General features: G+C 56.7%; 18 protein-coding genes. 8 read left to right on the top strand and 10 right to left on the bottom strand.

The features are described from left to right. The 8 genes from R6V78_RS02585 to R6V78_RS02550 form a co-directional block, all read left to right on the top strand. A partial coding sequence (locus R6V78_RS02585) for a urocanate hydratase (RefSeq protein WP_410287763.1) occupies positions 1-1,917 on the top strand: 1,917 nt, incomplete at its 5' end. Positions 1,918-1,965: 48 nt separating this feature from the next. Continuing rightward, on the top strand, positions 1,966-3,519 hold the full coding sequence (gene hutH, locus R6V78_RS02580; protein ID WP_410287762.1) for a histidine ammonia-lyase: 1,554 nt from the start codon (positions 1,966-1,968) through the stop codon (positions 3,517-3,519). A gap of 195 nt (positions 3,520-3,714) precedes the next feature. After that, positions 3,715-4,125: a DUF2177 family protein gene (locus R6V78_RS02575; protein WP_410287761.1), complete on the top strand. Its 411-nt coding sequence runs from the start codon at positions 3,715-3,717 to the stop codon at positions 4,123-4,125. Between the two features lie 6 nt (positions 4,126-4,131). Beyond that, positions 4,132-4,956 carry a RimK family alpha-L-glutamate ligase gene (locus tag R6V78_RS02570; RefSeq protein ID WP_410287760.1) on the top strand — a complete coding sequence of 275 codons (825 nt, stop codon included), beginning with the start codon at positions 4,132-4,134 and terminating at the stop codon, positions 4,954-4,956. A 142-nt stretch (positions 4,957-5,098) separates the two neighbouring features. Next, positions 5,099-6,892 (top strand): CPBP family intramembrane glutamic endopeptidase, encoded by a 1,794-nt coding sequence (locus R6V78_RS02565; RefSeq protein WP_410287759.1) that lies wholly within the window; start codon positions 5,099-5,101, stop codon positions 6,890-6,892. Between the two features lie 178 nt (positions 6,893-7,070). Beyond that, complete coding sequence (locus tag R6V78_RS02560) at positions 7,071-9,242, top strand: penicillin acylase family protein (protein ID WP_410287758.1); 2,172 nt, start codon at positions 7,071-7,073, stop codon at positions 9,240-9,242. 82 nt (positions 9,243-9,324) lie between these two features. Continuing rightward, on the top strand, positions 9,325-9,834 hold the full coding sequence (locus R6V78_RS02555; RefSeq protein ID WP_410287757.1) for a shikimate kinase: 510 nt from the start codon (positions 9,325-9,327) through the stop codon (positions 9,832-9,834). Positions 9,835-9,990: 156 nt separating this feature from the next. After that, positions 9,991-11,667 (top strand): sigma-54 interaction domain-containing protein, encoded by a 1,677-nt coding sequence (locus tag R6V78_RS02550; protein ID WP_410287756.1) that lies wholly within the window; start codon positions 9,991-9,993, stop codon positions 11,665-11,667. Between the two features lie 30 nt (positions 11,668-11,697). Here R6V78_RS02550 and R6V78_RS02545 read toward each other — a convergent pair whose 3' ends face one another. From R6V78_RS02545 to R6V78_RS02500, 10 genes are all read right to left on the bottom strand, one after another. Beyond that, positions 11,698-11,985 carry a hypothetical protein gene (locus tag R6V78_RS02545; protein ID WP_410287755.1) on the bottom strand — a complete coding sequence of 96 codons (288 nt, stop codon included), beginning with the start codon at positions 11,983-11,985 and terminating at the stop codon, positions 11,698-11,700. Between the two features lie 43 nt (positions 11,986-12,028). Then, positions 12,029-12,196, bottom strand: a complete 168-nt coding sequence (locus tag R6V78_RS02540; protein ID WP_410287754.1) for a hypothetical protein — start codon at positions 12,194-12,196, stop codon at positions 12,029-12,031. A 318-nt stretch (positions 12,197-12,514) separates the two neighbouring features. Further along, positions 12,515-14,449, bottom strand: a complete 1,935-nt coding sequence (locus R6V78_RS02535) for an aconitate hydratase (protein WP_410287753.1) — start codon at positions 14,447-14,449, stop codon at positions 12,515-12,517. A gap of 318 nt (positions 14,450-14,767) precedes the next feature. Continuing rightward, a complete protein-coding gene (locus tag R6V78_RS02530; protein WP_410287752.1) occupies positions 14,768-14,962 on the bottom strand; it encodes a hypothetical protein in 195 nt (64 codons plus the stop codon). Positions 14,963-15,041: 79 nt separating this feature from the next. Beyond that, complete coding sequence (locus R6V78_RS02525) at positions 15,042-15,251, bottom strand: hypothetical protein (RefSeq protein WP_410287751.1); 210 nt, start codon at positions 15,249-15,251, stop codon at positions 15,042-15,044. 519 nt (positions 15,252-15,770) lie between these two features. Further along, positions 15,771-17,207 (bottom strand): dihydrolipoyl dehydrogenase, encoded by a 1,437-nt coding sequence (gene lpdA, locus R6V78_RS02520; RefSeq protein ID WP_410287750.1) that lies wholly within the window; start codon positions 17,205-17,207, stop codon positions 15,771-15,773. A 60-nt stretch (positions 17,208-17,267) separates the two neighbouring features. Beyond that, on the bottom strand, positions 17,268-18,551 hold the full coding sequence (locus R6V78_RS02515; RefSeq protein WP_410287749.1) for a dihydrolipoamide acetyltransferase family protein: 1,284 nt from the start codon (positions 18,549-18,551) through the stop codon (positions 17,268-17,270). Positions 18,552-18,564: 13 nt separating this feature from the next. Beyond that, positions 18,565-19,545 (bottom strand): alpha-ketoacid dehydrogenase subunit beta, encoded by a 981-nt coding sequence (locus R6V78_RS02510; RefSeq protein ID WP_410287748.1) that lies wholly within the window; start codon positions 19,543-19,545, stop codon positions 18,565-18,567. Next, positions 19,538-20,644: a pyruvate dehydrogenase (acetyl-transferring) E1 component subunit alpha gene (pdhA, locus tag R6V78_RS02505; RefSeq protein ID WP_410287747.1), complete on the bottom strand. Its 1,107-nt coding sequence runs from the start codon at positions 20,642-20,644 to the stop codon at positions 19,538-19,540. The genes R6V78_RS02510 and pdhA overlap by 8 nt, the downstream gene beginning before the upstream one ends. A 171-nt stretch (positions 20,645-20,815) precedes the next feature. Continuing rightward, positions 20,816-21,922 carry a P1 family peptidase gene (locus tag R6V78_RS02500; RefSeq protein ID WP_410287746.1) on the bottom strand — a complete coding sequence of 369 codons (1,107 nt, stop codon included), beginning with the start codon at positions 21,920-21,922 and terminating at the stop codon, positions 20,816-20,818. Between the last annotated feature and the right edge of the window lie 183 nt (positions 21,923-22,105).

Here is a 22,105-nt window from a genome sequence, read left to right as displayed (position 1 = left end):
AGCCGCAGCCAGACCGTGACGGCCCTCAAAAATGCCCTGCGCTACGTGCCCGGGCAGCATCACGCGGCGCTGATTCCCGAGTTTCTGGAAGAACTGAAAACCCGCGGGCGCATTTACGGTTACCGCTTTCGTCCCTCGGGTGAGATCCGGGCGCTGCCCATCGACCATTATCAAGGCAACTGCATGTCCGGGCGAGCCTTCCAGTTGATGATGGACAACAACCTGGATTTCGACGTGGCCCTTTATCCTTACGAATTGGTCACCTACGGCGAGACCGGTAGCGTCTGCCAGAACTGGATGCAGTTCCAACTGATTAAAAAATATCTCCAAACGCTTACCGACGACCAGACTCTCGTGGTCCAGTCCGGCCACCCCCTGGGCCTATTCCGCTCCAGCCCGGACACCCCCCGCACCATCATCACCAACGGCCTGATGGTGGGACTTTTCGACAACCCCGACGACTGGGAGATCGCCGCTCAGATGGGCGTTTCCTCCTACGGTCAGATGACCGCCGGCGGCTGGATGTATATCGGCCCCCAGGGCATCGTTCACGGCACCTACAATACCTTGTTGGGGGCCGGGCGCAAGATGTGCGGGGTGCCGGCCGACGGCGACCTGGCCGGCTTGCTTTTTGTTTCCTCGGGACTGGGGGGCATGAGCGGCGCCCAACCCAAGGCGGCCGAGATTGCCGGGACCGTGTCCGTCATTGCGGAGGTTGACGGCTCACGCATCGATACCCGCCACCGCCAGGGGTGGGTGAACCTGGTTTCTGACGACCTGGCCGGGGTTTTTAAAGCGGCCCTGAAGGCCAAGGACGAAAAGCGCCCCCTTTCGATTGCCTATCATGGCAACGTGGTGGACCTGCTGCAATACATGGTTGAAAACAATATCCCCGTGGATCTGCTTTCTGATCAGACATCCTGCCATGTGGTGTATGACGGCGGTTACTGCCCCCAGGGGATCAGCTTCGCGGAGCGCACCCGGCTGCTTTCCGAGGATCGCCGCCGGTTCCGCCGGCTGGTGGATGCCAGCCTCAAGACCCACATCGACTTGATTCGAACGCTGGTCCGCCGGGGTACGTATTTCTTCGACTACGGCAACGCCTTTTTGAAAGCCGTTTTCGACGCCGGAGTGACCGATGTGGCCCGCAACGGCAGAGATGTAAAGGACGGTTTTGTATTTCCCTCCTATTTCGAGGATATCATGGGGCCTATCTTCGACTACGGCTACGGGCCCTTCCGCTGGGTGTGCCTCAGTGGCGACCCGCAGGACCTTGAAAAAACCGACCGCACGGCCATGGCCTGCATCGATCCGGACCGCCGTCCCGAGGACCGCGATAACTACGTGTGGATCCGTGATGCCGGCAGGAACCGGCTGGTCGTGGGCAGCCAAGCGAGAATTCTCTACCAGGATGCTAAGGGCCGCATGCGCATCGCGCTGGCCTTCAACGCCATGGTGAGAAACAAGGTCGTGGGTCCCATCATGCTGGGGCGGGACCACCACGATCCCGGCGGTACCGATTCACCCTTCAGGGAGACGGCTAACATCAACGACGGCAGCAACGTCACTGCGGATATGGCCACCCACTGTTTTGCCGGCAATGCCGCCCGGGGCATGTCTTTGGTGGCATTGCACAACGGCGGAGGCACCGGTATCGGCAAAGCCATCAATGGCGGTTTCGGCCTGGTTCTGGACGGCAGCCGACGGGTGGACGGCATCATTCGGTCGGCCATGAACTGGGACGTCATGGGCGGGGTGGCCCGGCGTAATTGGGCCCGAAATCCCAATGCGATGGAGGTGGCCGCCGCCTACAACCGGGCCAATGACAACGGGGATCAGATTACGCTTCCCTTCCTTGCCGCCGACGAAGCCGTGGATGCGGCGGTGGATCGGATGTTTGACGGGATAAACGCTTAATGAAGACGCTGTCGCTGCGCAGCCTTGGTCTTGGAATGGAGAAAAACAATGATCCTGCAACCCCTGCTTCTGGATAAAGAGAAAATCACGATCGCTGACCTGGTGACGGTTGCCCGATCGAACTGTGGGGTGGATGTGTCTGCTGCCGGAGAAGGCCGGGTGGCCAGAGCCAGTGCCCTGATCGATCGCTGGGTCAAGGAGAAACGGGTTATCTATGGGATTACCACCGGGTTCGGGGCCCTTTGCAACGTTATAATTTCCGAGAAGGACACACGGCGGCTCCAGGAGAACATTCTCATGAGTCATGCCGCCGGCGTGGGTAACCCACTTCCTGAGGATGTGGTCCGGGCCGTCATGGCTCTTCGGATTCACGATCTGTGCCTGGGTTACTCCGGCTGTCGTATGGAAACCATCCGCTATCTGCTGGCTTTTCTCAACCGCGGGGTGACGCCGGTGGTACCGGAGAAGGGCTCGGTGGGAGCCAGCGGGGACCTGGCTCCCACGGCGCATCTGGGGCTGGTGCTGATTGGCAAGGGTGAAGCGTTTTACCGGGGGCGGCGCATTTCCGGTGCGGCGGCCCTGGACCAGATCGGACTTGCCCCGTTGGTCCTGGCGGCGGGCGAGGGGTTGGCCCTGATTAACGGCACCCAGGTGATGACCGCCATCGGCGCCCTGGTGGTGCACGATGCGGTGCGTCTGTCCAAGATGGCTGACATCGCCTGCGCCATGACCCTGGAAGTGCTCATGGGTTCCAACAGTGAGTTCGATCCACGCATTCATCAGGTCCGCCCCCACCCGGGCCAGCTGGTTACTGCGGATAACATGCTGCGTCTGACCGAGGCCAGCGAAATCATCGCTTCCCACGAAGGCTGTGCCCGGGTTCAAGACGCCTACACCCTGCGCTGCGCCCCCCAGATCCACGGGGCCAGCAAGGATGCGGTGGCCCATGCCCGCCGGGTCATCGATATCGAAATCAATTCAACCACCACCAACCCGCTGATTTTCCCGGATACCGAAGAGGTGCGGCTGGGCGGCAATTTCCACGGTCAGCCGGTGGCCATGGCCGCCGATTATCTATCCATGGGGCTGGCGGAACTGGGCAGTGTGTCTGAGCGGCGCATCGAGCGCATGGTCAATCCGCAGCTCAGCGAACTGCCCGCCTTTCTGATCAACCAGGGAGGACTCAACTCCGGTTACATGATCGGCCAGTATGCCGCCGCCGCCCTGGTATCCGAAAACAAGGTGTTGACCCACCCGGCCTGTGTGGATTCCATTCCCACCTCCGCCAACAAGGAGGACCATGTGAGCATGGGCACCATAGCCATGCGCCAGAGCAGGGAGATCCTTGCCAATGTGGAGAACGTTATTGCCATTGAACTGCTCTGCGCCGCCCAGGCCTATGACCTGGTCACCGAAAAACAGCCCTTGAAGGCAGGCAGGGGCACCCGTGAGGCCTACCGGGTGATCCGTCGGCATGTACCTTACATGGAACAGGACCGGGAGCTGTACAAGGATATGGAAACCATGCTAAAGGTATTGCGATCCGGCGAAATTCTGGATGCGGTCGAGGCGGCGGTGGGGAGGATCAGGGTAGTGGGGTGAACGCCAGGTGTTTGGGGTGTCAGGCCAAAGGCCACAGATCGATGAACCGATAACCCCCCAGTCAGAAATCCAGAACCTCAAACCGTTCCTGGCAATGTCCATGTGCATTGACCCTGCTCCCATGTTTGCCGCACTGAGGGCAAGATCTCAACCCGGCCTCATGCCTGAATCCGGCTGCCGACCCGGGAGGCATTCGTGAATACAATCTTTTATATCAAGCTATACCTGGTGACGGTTCCGGTCTTTTTTGTCATCGATATCATCTGGCTGGGCTGGCTGGGGCGTGATTTCTACAAGCAACAAATCGGCTTCATCCTGAGCGACCAGGTCAACTGGCCGGCGGCTGCGGCCTTCTATCTCATTTATATTGCCGGCATTCTGATTTTCGCGGTGGTGCCGGCCCTGGAAAAGGGGTTGGTGGCGCGAGCCGTGGTGTGGGGCGGCTTATTCGGTTTTTTCACCTACGCCACCTATGATCTGACCAATATGGCCACCATCAGGGGTTGGCCACTGACCATGGTGATCGTGGATATCCTCTGGGGAACCCTTTTATGCGCCCTTGTGGCCGCCGGTGGTTTCTATGCGGGGCGCTGGATTGGGGGCTGAACACGCATGCTGAACCTGATATCCTTCGACCCGCTGCGCACCATGAACCTTCCCGGTGTCTCTTTCGCCAAGCCGGAGAATTTTTTCAGGCAGATTGAGCGCATCAAGGCGGCGGACTGGGTCCTATTTCCTGATTACTGGCAAGTCAACGCCCTGGTGTTCGGGCTCAAGCGGCGGATTTTCCCCAGTCTGGCATCCTATCTTATCGGGCACGACAAGGTGGAGATGACCCGTGGTTTTCTATCCGTGGCGCCGGCGCATGTGCCCGAAACACTTATCTATTCCGTCTCTCCGGAGAATGCCGATGCCGTCTGGGATCAGATGACGACACCCTTTGTGGCCAAGTTTCCCAGAAGCAGCATGGGCAGCGGGGTTTTTCTCATTCATACCCGCAGGGACTGGCGGCGTTACCTGGAGCTGACCCCGGTTATTTATGCGCAAGAATATCTGCCCATAGAACGAGACCTGCGCATCGTCACGGTGGGCTACCGGATTATGGGCGGGTTCTGGCGGCTCCAATCGGACCGGAGCTTTCACAACAACCTTTCACAGGGCGGGCGGATCGACCTCAGCCCGATCCCCGAAGCGGCCGTGGAACTGGTGAAGCGACTGGCAACGGAACTGGGTATCAATTATGGCGGTTTCGACATCGCCATGGTGGGAGGATTCCCCTACGTATTGGAATTCAACCGTCTGTTCGGCAGCAACAGCCTCAACTTGAACCGTGAGCAGATCAGTCGTGCCATCATGGAGACACTGGTGGTGGGCGCAGATACCCGCGGACCCGATACCCCCTGCACCCCGGCACCGATTTTACCCAAGGCGGCATGATTGATTCCAATCAAAGGAGGCCCTGACTGGGGGTGTGAACCATTAACCTGTTGACCCTACCCGCGCTGATTGTTATGGATGAGGACTGCGGTTTTCGCTGGTCTCGCTTGGCTTAACATTAGCTCAGGACTGTTTGCCTGATATGGTAGAAATCGATCGGTCGTCCTTGGTACTGGAAAATTCATCCCTTAAACCGGGGGCCGCTGGAAATGTTTTTCCGGATCGCTACGCGATCAAAGCGGTGGGCACGGATCGGGTGCTGACCTGCCTTGAAGCCCCCAACTTGCAGGTCATCATCAAAGCCGGCCTGACGGTTACCGCATCTGCTGCGCGCAAAGCCCCTCCGGGAACGATCTATCTGGACGGGGTCGCCCAAGCCGAACCCTTCCTGGATCATGAAAAGCAAATCTACAACCTGGATCACCATGAGGGGTGCGTCCGTACCTTTACCCTGGCGACCTGCGAACAGGCCCTGATCATGTGTGTCAAAGGATTGGATCTGCGTGAGCGCGAATGGAAGATTTTTGCCAATGAGCCCGATCTGGACACCATTCTGGCCATCTGGATCATTCTCAATCACCAGCGGATCAACAACCGTGATGCGATCCAGCGGCGCTCCCTTTTCGCACTGGTCAGGCTGGAGGGAATAATCGATGCCCTTGGTCTGGAGCTGCGAGAGCTCAGCGGCTTGCCTGTGGATCTGCTCCAGAAGCTCATGCGCGTCATTGATCGCCTGCGCGCCGATGAGCTGGAACTAAAAAAAGGCAACCAATGGACCCAAACCGATTTTCTTGATTATACCCTCGGTGTATTAAGAAAATTGGACCAGTTTCTGATCAAGCTGGGCGAACTGGATGATTTCAAGGGCATCGAAGAGTTGGCCCGAATCGAATTGACCAACAACCGCATTGCCGTGGTGGTGGCTTCGGATCTGGGTATTTACGAACTGGAGCCTCACCTGACCAAGCTATACGGCAATCGGCTGGGGTGGGTGGCCCTGCGCAGGGGAAAACAAGATTACACCCTGAGGCAGATGGACCTGTTCATGCCGGTCAATTTAGAGGATTTGTATCAGCGCTTGAATTTCATAGACCCGGCGGTCAAAGGGCACATCAATGTCAGCCGCTGGGGGGGGTCCGGAGATATCGGCGGCTCACCCAGGGATCTCGGCACCAGGCTTTTGCCCGCAGAGATTGTTTCGGCCTGCCGTGACGTCATTGAAAAACGCAGCGACATTCGCCACGTGAAACGGTTTTTGATCAGCGCCGTATTTTCTATGCTTATTGTTGTTGCTGCCGTCGCCACCGGTCAGAACTGGCAGCCTGCCCAGTGGTTTGGCTGGGAAATTTCCAGTGCGTGCACCCGAAGTCAGATATTCGGATTTCATGTGGCGCTGCTGGTATTCACCATAATCATACTCGCTGTCGTGGCCCTGCGCCGGCCATGGCAGTTCGGCATCATGCTGCCCGTCGGTAAAGACTGGTGGCGTATTCTGCCCATCGCAGTTATTTGCGGACTTTCCGGGATCATGCTGATTCCCGGTAAGGAGTTGTTTGCCGCCGACCCTCTGGTGGCCTGGACGATTGCGCTGGTTTTAATTCCACTTTCTCTGGAGCTGTTGTTCAGAAGCCTTGTGCACGGTATGATGGCGCAACTGGCCAATATCCAGGACTGCGAAAGCCGGTGGTTCTTCTCCGGTCCCACCATCGGATCATCCTTGCTATACGCAGCCGCCATCGGATTCCAGACGACCATGTTGTCAGACCACCCCATGACAACGCTGACAAGCGGGATTCTGATCAGATATATCGCCGTGGCTGCCATATTCGGCATCGCTGCCGGCATGATCCGTGAACGCTCACACAGCATTATACCGGCCTGGCTGTTCCACGCAATCGCGGTGGCGACAGCCCTTGTGATCTTTGGACCGGGCTGACCGCCCGCTGCTTTCCTCGCCCATGAGAATATGAAGGTGATTGTGTCGGTGTAATTTTCAGGTAGCAACCGCCCCTCAAAAGATTTGACACGCCTATTCCGTCCGCCTTTGCCGGGCAACGCAACTGGATGCCGTCGCCCAGCCCAATTGCCATTTTGCTGAAGCAGGAGGCCAAGCCGTGAGATTAAAAACAAACCCGGTTGTCATGCATGGAGACGACGGAAATATCCGGATTTTGAGAAACAGACACGGCATTCCGGAAATTACCGCAAATACGGTAGCGGACCTGATGCGGGGTCTGGGGTGGGTTCACGCAAACGATCGCCAGCTGCAGACGCTGCTCACCCGCATGCTTCTCCAGGGCCGTGCCGCTGAATTGCTCAAGGCTGATGATGCCCTGATCGCCATCGATACCTATATGCGGCGGATGAATTTTCTCCCGGACCCGGAGGCGCAGCTCGAACAGCTGAACCCCGACACACGCAGGGCGATGGATGCCTACGTGAACGGGTTCAATGACTGGATGAATGACAACGGGCCGGCATTTGAATTCAAGGTGGTGGGATATCGACACCCAGATCCCTATGCCGTCGAGGACTGTCTTCTTCTGAGCAAGGCCATTGGATTTCTCGGCCTGGCAGACATTCAGGCCAACATGGAAAAATTCCTGGTGGAGCTGATACAAAAAGGGGTTTCGGAAAAGAAACTAAAGGAGTTGTTTCCCTGCCTCACCGATTCCATCGATAGGGACCTGATCGGCAAGATCACACTTGCCCCACCGCTGGTTCCGGAAGCAGTGCAATGGCTGAACCGGCTTCCCCGGTTCAGTGCGTCAAACAACTGGGCCGTTTCCGGCCGCCATACCCGCTCCGGTTTTCCGATCCTGTGCAATGATCCCCACCTGGAAGTCAACCGCTTGCCCAACGTTGGGCACGAGGTTGTCCTTCGGCTGCCGGGTAACGTTCTGATGGGCTTTGCTGTCCCGGGTTCACCCGCCCTGATCACCGGCCGTAACGCGCATCTGGCGTGGGGGCTTACTTTTTCCTATATGGACATGCTGGATTTCCGCATTGAACGATGCCGGGATGGGAAATATTATCGAGAAGCGGGATGGAGGCCCTTCATCGTTCGAGAAGAAGAGATAAAAGTGAAGCATAAGGAGGCTTTGCGGATTACCGTCCACGAGAATGAAAATGGACTGCTGGAAGGCGATCCCCACAAGGAGGGTTTTTATCTGACGCTGGGATGGTCCGCTGCCAAAGGCTGTGCGGCAGAAGATTTCAACGCCATCATTGCGGTGATGACGGCCCGCTGTGTAGAAGAGGCCATGACGCTGTTCCGGAAGATGGAGGTGGTGTCCATGAATTGGGTTATAGCCGATACCCGCGGGGACATCGGCTACCAGATGAGCGGGCGCCATTTCAACCGCCCGGAAGGGGTCAGCGGCCTGCTGCCTCTGCCTGGGTGGGAGGAAAAGTATGCTTGTGCGGGATTCAACGATCCCGATGACCTTCCCCAGGTGTTCAATCCTCCGGAGGGGATCATTGCTACAGCCAACCAGGACCTCAACTATCTGGGGCGGTCGAACCCGATTAACTTGTGCATGGGGCCATACCGGGCCGACCGCATCGTTCATTTACTGGAAACCGGTAAAAACCTCGATGTGGCTTACATGAAAGACATGCACTACGACCTCTATTCGCTGCAGGCGGAACGGTTGATGAAAATCATCGGCCCACTGCTGCCGGATACGGCCAAGGGCCGCATCCTGAAAACATGGGATCTGCGCTATCACGCCGACTCAGCAGGGGCCATGCTATTCGAGTCCGTCTACCGGGCCGTCATCGATGTGGTGTTTGGAGACCACGGGGTCGGTCGTGCTGTGGTGGACTATGTTTTTTCGGAAACCAGCCTTTTCAATGACTATTACGCGAACCTGGATCAGATTCTGACCAAGCAGTCATCGGCCTGGTTCGACGGAGAAGAACGCGAAGCGCTGATCAAGCAGGGCATTGAAGAAGGCCTTCGGGTTGACCCGCTGCCCTACGGGCGGACGCGCTTCATCACCCTGGTCCACCTGCTGTTCGGCGGCAAGCTGCCTAAATTCATGGGTTTCGATTACGGTCCGCTTGGACTTCCCGGTTGCCGGGCCACCATTCCCCAGGGACAGATTTTTAAAAATGCCGGCCGCTTAACCACCTTCAGCCCCACATACCGGTTCATCACCGACCTGGCCACCGATGAGGTCCATACCAATCTGGCCGGTGGCCCATCAGACCGGCGTTTTTCAAAATGGTATGTGAGCGATCTGAAAAACTGGTATGAGGGAAATTACAAAGTCCTGCGATAAGGTCTTCGAAACCTTCCCCGTGGAAGGCCGCTGAGACGCTTGAACAGGTTCGAATGGATGTTTTGCGAAGGATGGACGCGCAATGGCGAAACAACGAAATCTGATACTCATCGGCATGCCCGGGGCGGGTAAAAGCACCATCGGTGTGCTTCTGGCCAAACGTCTGGGGGTGTCGTTTCTGGATACGGATATCCTGATGCAGACGGGAGAGGGCTGTTTTTTGCAGGAGACCATTGCCGCCTATGGCATCGACGGATTTCGCAGCATCGAAGAACGATATCTGCTCACCGTACCACCGGAATGCGGGGTCGTGGCCACCGGCGGTAGTGCGGTATACAGCCCGAAAGCCATGTGCCATCTCAGGTCATTGGGACCGGTAGTCTACCTGCAGATCGAGCTGCAGCAGCTCAAGGAGCGGCTGGGCAATCTGGATGCGCGCGGTGTTCTGAGAATGCCCGGCCAGACCATCGATATGCTTTATGACGAACGGTGTCCGCTATACGAACGCTACGCAGACATCACCGTCTTTGCAGCAGGGACAACACCGGATCAGGTGGTGGCGCAGGTGCTGCGTCAGGCCTGGCAGGGTTAGAAGATGTATGTCTGTCTGCACGGCCATGCTCCTGCAAACAAGGGTCGCCACGCCGGACCGATTGCCGCAATTAAAAAGCTTTGCACCTTGAGTTACTTTAAAACGTGCACAGTTTAACTCAAATATTTGAGTTAAACGTCTTGCGAAGGGGAAGTTATGGCTGCAAATGGGATCGATCAGAATCTGAAGGCGTTGGCAGACAAGTGCCAACTGCTTGAAAATCAATGTTCAGCATATGTCAACGCGCTTGAGCAAACCAATGCGCGTCTTGAAAAGGAAATACGCAAACAGAAACAATCCGAATCCAGATTGAAGGCCAGTGAGATGAAGTTTCGAAAAATATTCGAATACGCGCCTTTCGGATCGGTCATGACCGATGGGAGCGGGAAGATTGTTCTGGCCAACCGGGCACTGTGCAGCATGACGGGATACAGCCGAAATGAGCTTGAAAACATGCATTTTTCCGATATCACCCATGCGGATGATATCGATATCGATTTGGGGTTGGTGCAAAAGCTGACCCGCGGAGAGATTGATCATTACCGCCTGGAAAAAAGATTCCGTTCCAAAAAGGGGACCACGATCTGGGGAAGCCTGGCCGTTACCCTGCTGACGGGAACAGCGCCGCAAGGAAAAAAGATTATCGGCATGGTGGAGGACATTTCGAAACGTAAGCAGGAAGAGCAGGAGATGATACAATCGCGGAATGACCTTGAGGAGATGGTAACTCAACGCACCAAAGAGATCCGGCTGTTGAAGGATCGGTTGCAAGCAGAGAATTTGACCTTAAAGAGGGAACTGGCCGAATCTCAATCCTACGGAACGATCATCGGTCAAAGCCATCCGATTAAAACCGTGATATCGCAGATTGAACTGGTGGCCCCCACGGATGCCAATGTGCTGATTCATGGCGAGTCCGGCACCGGCAAGGAATTGGTGGCCCGGGAAATCCATCGGCACAGCCAAAGAAAAGAAAATCCAATGATCAAGGTCAACTGCGCCACCATCCCCAAGGATCTGTATGAAAGCGAATTCTTCGGCCACATTAAAGGTGCATTCACCGGTGCGGTAAAAGACAGAATCGGTCGATTTGAAGCCGCCGATGGTGGAACCATTTTCCTGGATGAGGTGGGTGAAATTCCACTTGACCTGCAGAGCAAACTGCTGAGGATCCTTCAGGAAGGCGAATATGAGCGTTTGGGAGAGGATAAAACCAGGCGGGTGAACGTCCGAATTATCGCCGCAACAAATAAAAACCTCTTAAACGAAGTCAAGGCCAATCGGTTTCGGGATGACTTGTTTTACCGCCTGAATGTGTTCCCCATACATATCGCGCCGCTCAATGCGCGCAAGGAGGACATTCCCCTGCTGGCCGCGCATTTCATCTGCAAGCTTTCAAAAAGACTCAATGTTCAGCCGCCACGACTGACCCAGGCCAACGTGCTGGACCTTCAAGCCTATGCATGGCCGGGCAATGTCCGTGAACTTGAAAATGCCATTGAGCGGGCGATAATTCTCACCCGGTCGAATTTCCTGAACTTCAACGCCCTCAAGGAGTCTTCCCCGCCGGCTGCAGCCTACCCAGTTGACCGGGTTGTCAATATTGACGTCGACAACAAGATCTTCTCCGCGGAAGAGTTGAGCCAATTGGAACGTCAGAATACGATCAACGCACTGAGGCGATGCAATTGGAAAATTTATGGGGATGGCGGCGCCGCAAACCTGTTGGGTATCAAACCGACGACCCTGATCGAGCGAATCAAACGGATGCGGATTCAAAAACCCGGGAAAAACCCAATGAATACAAATTACCGGGCTGCACCGGTAGAATGAAACAACCTCACCGCCGATGGCAGCCGCCAATCAAGGTAAATCCGTGCTTTGCTCGATGGCGCACTGATTCTCAGGGCAAAACAGGCTCAGCCAGAGGCCTTTCGTTTCCTCAGGGATCACTCCCCCCGCCGGCAATGTGATTTTATCTTTTTCAAGTGAACAGGCGCCCTCGGGGCACGCCACTTCAATCCACAAACCTGCTTTGCCGGATACAGCCTCGCGTTTGTCACGTGGCAGGGCTGCTTGTTCATGGTCTGAAATGAGTCTGGCCCCTTCGATAAATACCTTCAGCCGGTCATTTTTAATCTCTTTTTTCATCACAGGCTCCTTCGCGATTCTTCGGCAGCTGCCAACGGGTCTTTCAATCGACGATGCAGACGCGCGACCGTTGGCCGCTTTGCCTGGCGGCGTCTCGGTAACAACGGTGAAATTCCTCATAGTTGGTGGAACAGGAATCACACCTTCTGAGTTCTTCCACCAGACGGTCTTTTTCCAAGGAACAGCATTGACGAGATCGTTGTTCGGACATTGACATCACCTCCTTCGGTTTTCCCGGTGTGGCCCCGTCCCCCTGCCGCAGCATTCATCCACCGGATGGTAGCAGGGATCATGGAACTTGCCGTCGGCACCCCGGATGTAGCAGCAGCAAAGGTTCGGATGCCCTTTGCTGTCAGTTTCACTTAGCGTGCAGGCTGGTTGCGCAGTATCGCCCGAATCCATTCGTATAACCCCCATGGTCTTGGCCACAACCGACGCGTTGTCCAGCGACGCTGCGGCCTTCTTTCACTCACCGGCCGCCCGCCGACGCGTTGTCCGTGGGCGGTTCACGATAAGCGCTGGTGCCGACTTATCGGCGTTGTCTGATCGCATTGATCAGCCCGCCGGCCAATACTATTTTCAGCTGCCTGCCGCTCAACGGGTGTCGCAGTCGATAGGTCCGCTCGCGTGTCAGGTTGCGGACAGTCAGCCAATGGTTCGATGGCAACACCGTCCGCAGCCCCTCCAGTCGCAAAATGTCATCCTGATAAATGTCCTCCCAGTCTCCTGGATTATCAAAAGTAAGCGGCAGGATGCCGAAATTGACCAGGTTCTGGGCGTGGATGCGGGCAAAGCTTTTAGCCACAACGGCCCGCAGCCCTAAAAACCGGGGTGCCAGGGCGGCGTGTTCACGGCTGGACCCCTGGCCGTAATTGTTGCCGCCCACCACGAAGGAGCCGCCTTCCCGGCAAGCCATCGCCCGCGCAAAGTAGGCGTCGTCGATGCGGCTGAATGCAAATCGGCTGATTTCAGGAATATTGCTGCGCAGGGGCAGCACCGCCGCACCGGCAGGCATGATCTCGTCAGTGGAAATGTCGTCGCCCATCTTGAGCAGCACCGGCCCTTCAAGATGATCGGGAAGTTCGTCGAAATCGGGCAGCGGTTGTATGTTGGGGCCTTTGGCCAGTTCAACTTCGCCACCGATTGCATCCGGGGCCACCAGCAGTGCCGTGTTGATTTGCAGTTCCGCCGGTTGGGTAAAATGCGGATAAGGCATGTCCAGCGTTCGCGGATCGGTGATGACTCCGGTAAGCGCCGATGCCGCAGCCGTCTCAGGGCTGCATAGATAAACCTGGTCTTCCACGGTTCCCGAACGCCCCGGAAAGTTTCTCGGTACCGTACGCAGACTGATCTTCCCGGTAGCCGGAGCCTGGCCCATGCCGATGCACCCGTTGCAGCCGGCCTGGTGAAACCGTGCCCCGGTCTTGATCAAGGGGTCCATCAACCCCATTTCGATCATGTTCTCGATCAGCTGGCGCGAAGTGGGATTCACATCGAAAGAGATGTGATCCGGAACCTGACGGCCGGTCACCATCATGGCCGGCACGGCGAAGTCGCGCAAGCCAGGATTGGCCGAAGATCCGATGTAAGCCTGGTAGATGGGTCGACCGGCCACCTCACGGACGGGAACCACATTGCCCGGACTGCTGGGCAGGGCAATGAGCGGTTCCAGTCGCGACAGGTCGATTGTGTCGGTTTCATCATATTCAGCACCCGCATCGGCCACGATTTCATGCCAGGCATCCGCACGGCCTTGTTCGGCGAGAAATCGCCGCACGGCATCATCGGAAGGGAAAACCGTACTCGTGGCCCCCAGTTCGGTGCCCATGTTGGCGATCACGTGACGGTCCATGGCTGTCAGATTGCCCAGCCCCGGTCCAAAATACTCAATGATCCTGCCCCGGCCTCCATCCACACCGTGGCGGCGAAGCATCTCCAGAATGACATCCTTGGCGCTGACCCAGTCGGGTAAACGGCCGGTCAGGAAAACACCCATCACCTTGGGCATGACGATAAAAAGGGGCTCACCCGCCATGGCCGTGGCCACTTCCAGGCCACCGGCACCGAAGGCCAGCATGCCCAGCCCGCCTGCTGCCGGGGTGTGGCTGTCGGAGCCGACCAGGGTTTTGCCGGGCAGACCGAAACGTTGCATATGCACCGGATGACTGACGCCGTTGCCCGGCCGACTGTACCACACACCGAATTTTTGGCAGGCGCTGCGCAGGAAAAGGTGATCATCGGCATTGCGATAGTCCGTCTGCAGCAAATTGTGATCGACATACTGAGCGGACAGTTCCGTGCGTACCCGACCGATGTCCATGGCTTCGAACTCCAGCATGACCATCGTTCCGGTGGCATCCTGGGTAAGCGTTTGATCCATCCGCAATCCGATCTCTTCACCGGCTGCCGCTTTGCCTTCGACCAGATGAGACTGAATTAGTTTTTGAGCAACATTTTCGGGCATGCGCATCTACTCCTGCTTCCGATTTCTGCAGCCACCTCTGCAGGTATCAGTTCGTGTCCATCGGGATCCTGGGGGTCTTCAGGGTGCCGGCATCTCTGCCGGCACCCTGATTTGACTGCCGCTTCGGTTTTGAAGCCTTGAGCGGTTGAATAACCCGATGGCGGGGGTCAGTTCGTGTTCATCCATAATGGCACCTGTAGGCCAGGCCGGCGTTTCCGCTTTTTTGAAAGTTTCCACCCAGCGCCACTGCGCCGGCGGTTTCAATTTCGTTGTGGACTCGGCCTGAATCAAAATCCACCCTTTCTGGACGGACACCGGTTAGACCCGACCCCCCATGGCTCCGGGCGGGTCGTTGCGTTTGGATGTCCATGGTGGTGACTGTTTGGCGGGCTCATCATATTTTTTGGATGAACGATTGATGGCAGCCTGCCGTTCCAGTTCGCCTTCAAAGACACGGTCCCGGCACTCTCCCCTGCACTTTCCAGTTGTATCTCTTAACGGCATTTTCTTCATGGTAATTTTCTCCTCATTTCTTAACAGACAGTCGGTTTGAGGTTAAATGTCCGCTCTGCGTCGATCCCATCATTTCCGTTTAGTCGGTCAGCATCTGGATCTCGGCTCCGATCCCATAGCGTTCATTTTCGTCATGGCCATCGATTTTGACGCACCGCTGAACCCTGGCAAGGAGATGCGACCGGAATCGGGTGCAGGCCTCGGGATCGCTCTTGGCAATGGAAAACAAAGGCGCCCTGGCTGCCGCATCGACATCCAAAAAATCGTTCGCACCCGTTGTCCTGAGCACGACAATGGTCCCGGGCTGGATGATAGCATACGATTCGAAATAAATGCCGTGAGTACTATAATTGCGTATGGTTACAAGCCGATGCGCTCTCCCGAGCAACACAGTGCAGTGCATGCCGACGTCCTTGGTACAGCGGTGACTCAGTCTCCGGTCTTTAATCTCGGACGCCACTGGCACGACCCCCTGTGCAATGCTAAAGGTGGTGCGATATGAACGGATATTTTTACAAAGGATGCGCTTTCCCAGGCCAATGCCTCGAATACCAGGGGGAGGCCGCCTTTAATCAAGCACCCACGCGTTGACCTCCTGCGGTTTTACCTTCAATTGTCGTGCCGGTTGGCGCTTGTGTTTAATCCATTGAGTATACAAATAATTTTATAAGGATTGCCCGCCACAGGCTCTCAATAGTTTGATTTAATCAAATTTTTGAGTCTTTTCATCAAAATATTGATAATTTGTGATCGTGTCGATCGATAAGACAGGCAGGGAATCCATGCCAACCAACAGGCAGGTGTGCGATCAACTGCGCTTTAGCATACCCGAAGCCAGCATATGGGTTGCATTTCCCAAAAACAGTTCCGCCGCTTCGGCTTGGGTTTCTGACAATGTCGGATGGGGATGGATGCTCAGGGCCATGTCTTCGGCCAAGGCACCCATTTCGATAGCCAGAACCGCTTCGGCAATCAACCCTTCGGCATGGCGTCCGGTCACCCCCGATCCCAGGATTCGTCCGCTTTCGGGATCGATGATGAGTTTGGTCAGTCCTTCATTTAATCCCATGGTGGCCGCACGACCTGAATATTTCCAGGGGAAGCGCCGAATCTCAATGGGGCGGTTTTCCCGCTGAGCAAGCGCCTCGGTCATGCCGCACCAGGCTATCTGCGGATCGGTGTAGATTACTGCCGGGATGGCTCGGATGTCAAAGGCTGCGGGTTGGCCGGCAATGACCTCGGCAGCCACCTTGCCTTCTCGGGAAGCCTTGTGCGCCAGCATCATTCCACCAGTCACATCACCGACGGCGAAGATGTTCGAATCACCGGTGCGTTGTTGTTCGTCTATAATGATGAATCCCTTTGCATCTACCGTGACGCGCGTGTTTTCAATACCGATGTCTTGACTGGCAGGAAGGCGGCCGATGGCCACCAGTACCCGATCGTAGGATATCAAACCGCTTTGGTCGTCATTGCTGATGTGTACGTCAACTCCACTGACAGTCTCTTTCATCAAAGCCACCCGCGTGCGCAGACGGATGGATTCGAACTCGTTTTCCAAACGTCGCTTCAGCGGGGCCACCAGATCCGCGTCCACACCGGGAAGGAGCGTGTCGCCCAGCTCTATCAGATCGATCCGGCAACCGAGGGACGCATACACGGATCCCAATTCCAAACCGGCATAGCCGCCGCCGATCACCAGCATCCGTCCAGGCAGATCGGCCAGCGCCAGGGCACCGCTGGTGTCCATGATCCGGCTGCCGGTGGTGAAGGGAATGTCGGGCAGGGGTGCAGGAACCGATCCGGTGGCAATAATGGCATTGTCAAAGGCAATTCGGCTGATTTCGCAGCCTTCCAGGCGCGCCCGCCGGGAACTTTCCAATGTCGCCCGGGCATGCAGGCGTTGAATCCCCCGCTGGCGGCTTAATTCCTCCAAACCGGCGGCCATGGTGTTGATCACCTGTTTTTTCCAACGGCGCAGTGCGTCAAGATCAATCCGCGGCCGTCCAAAGGAGATCCCCATTTCATGCGCACGACCGGCATCATGGATCAATTCCGACAAAAAAAGCAGTGTCTTCGAGGGAATGCAACCTTCATACAAACAGACCCCGCCGGGTCGTGGAGCCGAATCCACCAGGGTGACGTCCAATCCCAGGTCTGCGGCGCGAAAGGCCGCTGCGTAACCGCCCGGTCCACCACCGATCACCAGTACCTGGGCTTCCTGTTCCAGTTCTCCCATAACCATGGAGATTGCTCCTTGACTGTCCGTATCTGTGCACCGATGGATCGTCCGTAATGGATCTTCTTAGATCATGGTCATCAACAGTTCATCCGGATCTTCAAGCGCATCCATCACTACACGTAGAAAACTGATCGCGCCCGCTCCATCTGCAACCCGGTGGTCAAAGCAAAGCACGACGGGCATTAACAGCCGCGGGACGATCCGATCACCGTCATCGGCGTCCACGACCGGCTGCATCCGCGCCTTTCCCATTCCCAGAATGGCCACTTCCGGAAAATTGACGATCGGTGTAAAAAAGCCTCCACCCATGGCGCCGGCATTGGTAATGGTAAACGTTCCTCCCTGAAGCGATTCGCGCGCAATCCTGTGTTCGCGGGTTGTTTGGACTAACTGCTGCAATTCGATGGACAGCTCCTTGATGCTTTTGCGATCCACGTCACGGATAACCGGGACGATGAGGCCGCTGTCCGTATTGACCGCCACTCCGATATGGTAATATTGCTTTTGGATGATCTCCTGGTTGTCCACATCCAGCGACGCATTGAACTGCGGATAGGTTTTCAATGCGGTGGCCACGGCCTTGAGTGCAAACACCGTCAGCGTCAGGCGTCCACCGGCCGCTTGGATGTCGGACTTGTGCTTCTGGCGAAATGCTTCCAGACGGGTGACATCGATCGATTCCTGGCTGCTGACATGGGGGATGTGGGACCAGGCTTTCACCATGTGGGCAGCCGTGGCCCTGCGGATGGAGCGGAAGGGGATTCTTTCGACCGGTCCCCACTGGGAGAAATCGGGCAGTTCAATATTCGGTCGAGATCTGTCGGCAGCCGGGGTTATCGGTTTTTCGGGTTCGGCCGCAATTTTGACGGGAGTGTTGTCGCGCTTGCCAAAGGAACGGACATCGTCCGCAGTCACGACCCCGCCGGCGTCTGCAGGCTGGACCTGGTGCAGATCGACACCCAATTCTCGCGCCAGCCGGCGCGTCGCCGGAGAGGCCGGTACAGGTGTTCCATGGCCACCCGGCGGCGTTTTTTGGGGTTCTTCTTCCTGGCCCCGGGGTTTGATCCGACCGGCTCCCTCCGCTGGGGCAGTTTTCTCCACTCGGCTGTCGCCATTTTCAAAGCGCAGCATCACCTCTCCGACTTTTACCGTGTCTCCGGGACGAACCATAACCTCGGCAACAATCCCGCCATACGGTGAGGGTATCTCAACGGCAGCCTTGTCGGTTTCCACCTCGAAAATAATGTCGCCTTCGCTAACCATCTGACCCGCTGACACAAAAACAGCCAACACTTCTCCCTCATGTACGCCTTCCCCGAGGTCGGGCAATTTAAACGTCCGCGCCATATGGACTCCTTCTTCAGTGGTTGAAGGTCCTGCGTGCAGCGCTGACAATGCGCGACACACCGGGCAGATAATGGTTCTCGCGGCTGAACAGGGGGATGACGATATCGAATCCGGTTACCCGTTCAATGGGCGCCTCCAGGTAAAAGAAGGCACCTTCCATCAACCGGGAAACGATCTCTGCCCCGGGTCCGAAGCTTCGCGGCGCTTCGTGGACGATCACGGCGCGGCCAGTTTTTTTAACCGATTCAGTCAACAGGGTGTCATCCAAAGGTGACAAGGTCAACAGATCGATCACTTCGGCTTCCAACCCATCCTCGCCGGACAGCCGGTCTGCAGCGGCCATTGTGGGGCGCATCATGGCCCCATAGGCGATCAGGGTGAGGTCGGTTCCTTCCCTGGCGATTTGGGGCCGGCCGATGGGCAGGGCCTCCTCTTCATCGGGAACCTCTTCCCGATATGCGCGATAAATCGCTTTTGCCTCGTAAAAGACCACCGGATCCGGATCGCGGATGGCGCTCACAAGAAGGGCTCTGGCATTGCGGGGTCCTGACGGAACAACGGTTTTCAATCCCGGTGTATGGGCCCAATAGGCTTCACGACTCTCCGAATGGTGCTCCAGGGCCCGCACACCCGCTCCATAGGGCGTCCGCAAAACCATGGGGACGTGGTAATGTCCCCGGGTGCGCCACCGCAGGCGCGCGGCATGGTTTTCCAACTGGTGAAAGCTGTGATAGGCGAAGCCCGAAAACTGGATTTCACAGACCGGCCTGAGTCCGTAAGCGGCCATTCCGATGGCCATACCTGCAATTGCCGATTCCGCCAGGGGTGTGTCCAACACGCGCTCATTCCCGAATCGGCCGATCAGCCCGTCGGTCACCCGAAACACACCGCCATCCACCCCGACGTCCTCGCCCAGCACAATCACGCGATCGTCCGCTTCCATCTCTTGCCGCAGGGCCAGGTTCAGGGCCTGGACCATCGTCATCTTACCCATGCGCATCCTCCCTGTCCGATTCGGACAACTCGCCTTCAAACATGGATTTTTGCTTTTCCAGATACGGCGGAATCTCGTCATAGAGGTGGTCAAACATTTCCATCGGGTCACCCATGGATTTCATCTGGTCTTCGGCACGGTTCACGGCCGCTTGGATTTCCTCTGCAATCTGAGCTTGAAGGTCGGCGGCGTTTTCTTTGGTCAAAATCCCCTTGTTGAGAAGATATTTTTCAAACCGGCGCAGTGGATCCCTTTTGCGCCATTGTCCGACCTCCGCATCGGTACGATAGCGTTTAGGATCGTCGGCAGTGGTGTGCATCAACAGGCGGTAGGTGACGCACTCGATAAGCGTGGGGCCTTCGCCTGCACGGGCGCGTTGTACCGCTTTTTCAGCTGCTGTATACACCGCCAAAACATCGTTGCCGTCCACCCGAATTCCAGGAATTCCGTAGGCCACGGCCTTCTGTGCCAGCGTTTGGGAACGCGTTTGCCCTGAAAGGGGGATCGAAATGGCCCAATGGTTGTTCTGGCAGACAAAAATCAATGGCACCTGGAAAACAGCGGCAAAATTGATGCCCTCATGGAAATCACCTTCCGAAGTGGCGCCGTCACCGAAAAACACCATCACGACCTCATCAGTTTTGCGGTACTTGGCCGCCCATGCCAGGCCCACCGCATGGGGAATTTGTGAAGCCACGGGAATCGATATGGGGAAATCCTTGCTGGTATCCGGCATGATGCCCCCTTCGTTCAGCCCATTGTTCGCAATAATAATGTTTTCAAGGCTTCTGCCCCGCCATAATTCTGCCGCAGTTTCACGAAACGATGGAACCAACCAGTCTGCGGGTCTGATTGCGGCGACCGCACCGACCTGGGCGGCCTCCTGGCCTGAAATGGGTGGAAACGTGCCGATGCGCCCCTGGCGCTGGAGTTGCAGCAGCCGTTCGTCAAAACGACGGCCAAGCAGCATGGTTCGGTAAAATCGTAACAGCATCTCAGGGTCGATTGGCGTTTCGAGACGGCTGTCCGCCTGTCCATTTTCATTCAAGATGGCAAGGAATTCAATCGTTGCGTCTATATCTATCTTCTCAAGCGGCATGGGAAGGCTCCTTACGGATCGAAGGCAATCGAAAGCAAAGCGGCTGTAAAAAAAATATGCATTCGGATCGTTGTTGGCAAATCGACTGAAGCGATGATGGAGAATCCGGATGGGTCAAAATTTAACTTCCCGGCCACAGGAACTGGCCGGATTCGGATTGCTCCTTCAGGTTTATGGCAGAGTACTGTTGCCGCCCAACACCGTCAACATCCGTTTTAAAGGGATGGCCTCTCCGATGAATCCTCGGTAGCCGCTGATTGTGGTGGCTTTGAACAGGGAGTTCAGGATGGCTTCCTCGGTTGCTTCAATGGCCCCTTGAAACAGCGCAGAGATCAATTCGTTGGGCAGATCCGCGATGGCGGATCTGGCTCGACGCCGCTTTGGGGTGCGGCGCACCGCATCAGCCACGGAGAAGGCAATCGCATAGTCGCCGGAACCGTTGGAAAATGAGGCCCCGGTACGTGCCAGGCCGAACAGGGCTCGCCGGGCCAGTCGCGACAGGTTCCGGTCCGACAGGGGCGCATCGGTTGCCAGTACCATCATGATCGAACCGTCCCCATCGCCGTTATCCAGCGAATCTTTGAGGAAATATCGGCCCAGCGCCTTGCCCACCGGTTTTCCGAGAATTTGGAGAACCCCGCCGAAATTGGACTGCACCAAAGCGCCGAGCGTATAACCGCCCAAGGATTTCGGAAGCCTACGTGAACTGCTGCCGATGCCGCCTTTCCAGCCGAAGGCCATGCTCCCCGTGCCTGCGCCCACACTGCCCTCTTCGACCGATCCGTCGGCAGCCCGATCTATTGCCCGGCGAATGATTTCGGGCGTCAACACGCGTTTTCGGATGTTGTTCAGCCGGCCGTCATTGGTTTCCCCCACCACCGGATTGACGGTGGTAACCGCTTCGTTTCCCGAAAGTGTCAATACCCAGTCCAAAATGGCATCCGCCGCGCGTGGTACGCACAAGGTGTTGGTCAGGACTATGGGGGTCTCGATTTCACCCAGTTCCCGGATCTGGGTGCTGCCCGCCAATTTGCCATACCCGTTGCCGACGGCGATGCCTGCCGGAACCTTGTTCTGATAAACGTTGTCCGCATGGGGAAGAATGGCGGTTGCTCCGGTGCGGATATCGTCCCCATCGATCACGGTCACATGTCCGACCTTCACCGGGCGAACATCGGTAATGGCATTGAGCCGCCCTGTCGGCAGGATGCCGGGGGCGATGCCCAGCGCTCTGGCCCGCGGCCGCGTGGTTGGATTTGTTTTTTGCGGTATATGCATCGCAGCATCTCTTTCCGGTTTCGCTTGATGAACCGGTCAAGTCAATTGCCGATATTGGCCATTGACGCGGCGCCGTTCACCAGACCTTCGATGGTTGGACTGCATGAATGGCTGTTTACATGAATTCCGGATTGGACTATAGATTGCGGTATAGCATGAACGTGCATCGGTTTCCTGCCTGCC

It is taken from the genome of Desulfosarcina sp., from assembly GCF_046496365.1.
Lineage (GTDB): Bacteria > Desulfobacterota > Desulfobacteria > Desulfobacterales > Desulfosarcinaceae > Desulfosarcina.
The sequence above is the reverse complement of the archived record's forward strand: the minus strand, read 5'-3'. Positions and strand labels throughout refer to the sequence as shown.

Excerpts from the sequence above, each read along its gene's own strand:
- hutH (WP_410287762.1), top strand. The coding sequence starts at position 1,966 with ATGATCCTGCAACCCCTGCTTCTGGATAAAGAGAAAATCACGATCGCT.
- R6V78_RS02570 (WP_410287760.1), top strand. The coding sequence starts at position 4,132 with ATGCTGAACCTGATATCCTTCGACCCGCTGCGCACCATGAACCTTCCC.
- R6V78_RS02565 (WP_410287759.1), top strand. The coding sequence starts at position 5,099 with ATGGTAGAAATCGATCGGTCGTCCTTGGTACTGGAAAATTCATCCCTT.
- R6V78_RS02555 (WP_410287757.1), top strand. The coding sequence starts at position 9,325 with ATGGCGAAACAACGAAATCTGATACTCATCGGCATGCCCGGGGCGGGT.
- R6V78_RS02550 (WP_410287756.1), top strand. The coding sequence starts at position 9,991 with ATGGCTGCAAATGGGATCGATCAGAATCTGAAGGCGTTGGCAGACAAG.
- R6V78_RS02545 (WP_410287755.1), bottom strand. The coding sequence starts at position 11,985 with ATGAAAAAAGAGATTAAAAATGACCGGCTGAAGGTATTTATCGAAGGG.
- R6V78_RS02540 (WP_410287754.1), bottom strand. The coding sequence starts at position 12,196 with ATGTCCGAACAACGATCTCGTCAATGCTGTTCCTTGGAAAAAGACCGT.
- R6V78_RS02535 (WP_410287753.1), bottom strand. The coding sequence starts at position 14,449 with ATGCCCGAAAATGTTGCTCAAAAACTAATTCAGTCTCATCTGGTCGAA.
- R6V78_RS02530 (WP_410287752.1), bottom strand. The coding sequence starts at position 14,962 with ATGAAGAAAATGCCGTTAAGAGATACAACTGGAAAGTGCAGGGGAGAG.
- lpdA (WP_410287750.1), bottom strand. The coding sequence starts at position 17,207 with ATGGTTATGGGAGAACTGGAACAGGAAGCCCAGGTACTGGTGATCGGT.
- R6V78_RS02515 (WP_410287749.1), bottom strand. The coding sequence starts at position 18,551 with ATGGCGCGGACGTTTAAATTGCCCGACCTCGGGGAAGGCGTACATGAG.
- R6V78_RS02510 (WP_410287748.1), bottom strand. The coding sequence starts at position 19,545 with ATGGGTAAGATGACGATGGTCCAGGCCCTGAACCTGGCCCTGCGGCAA.
- pdhA (WP_410287747.1), bottom strand. The coding sequence starts at position 20,644 with ATGCCGCTTGAGAAGATAGATATAGACGCAACGATTGAATTCCTTGCC.
- R6V78_RS02500 (WP_410287746.1), bottom strand. The coding sequence starts at position 21,922 with ATGCATATACCGCAAAAAACAAATCCAACCACGCGGCCGCGGGCCAGA.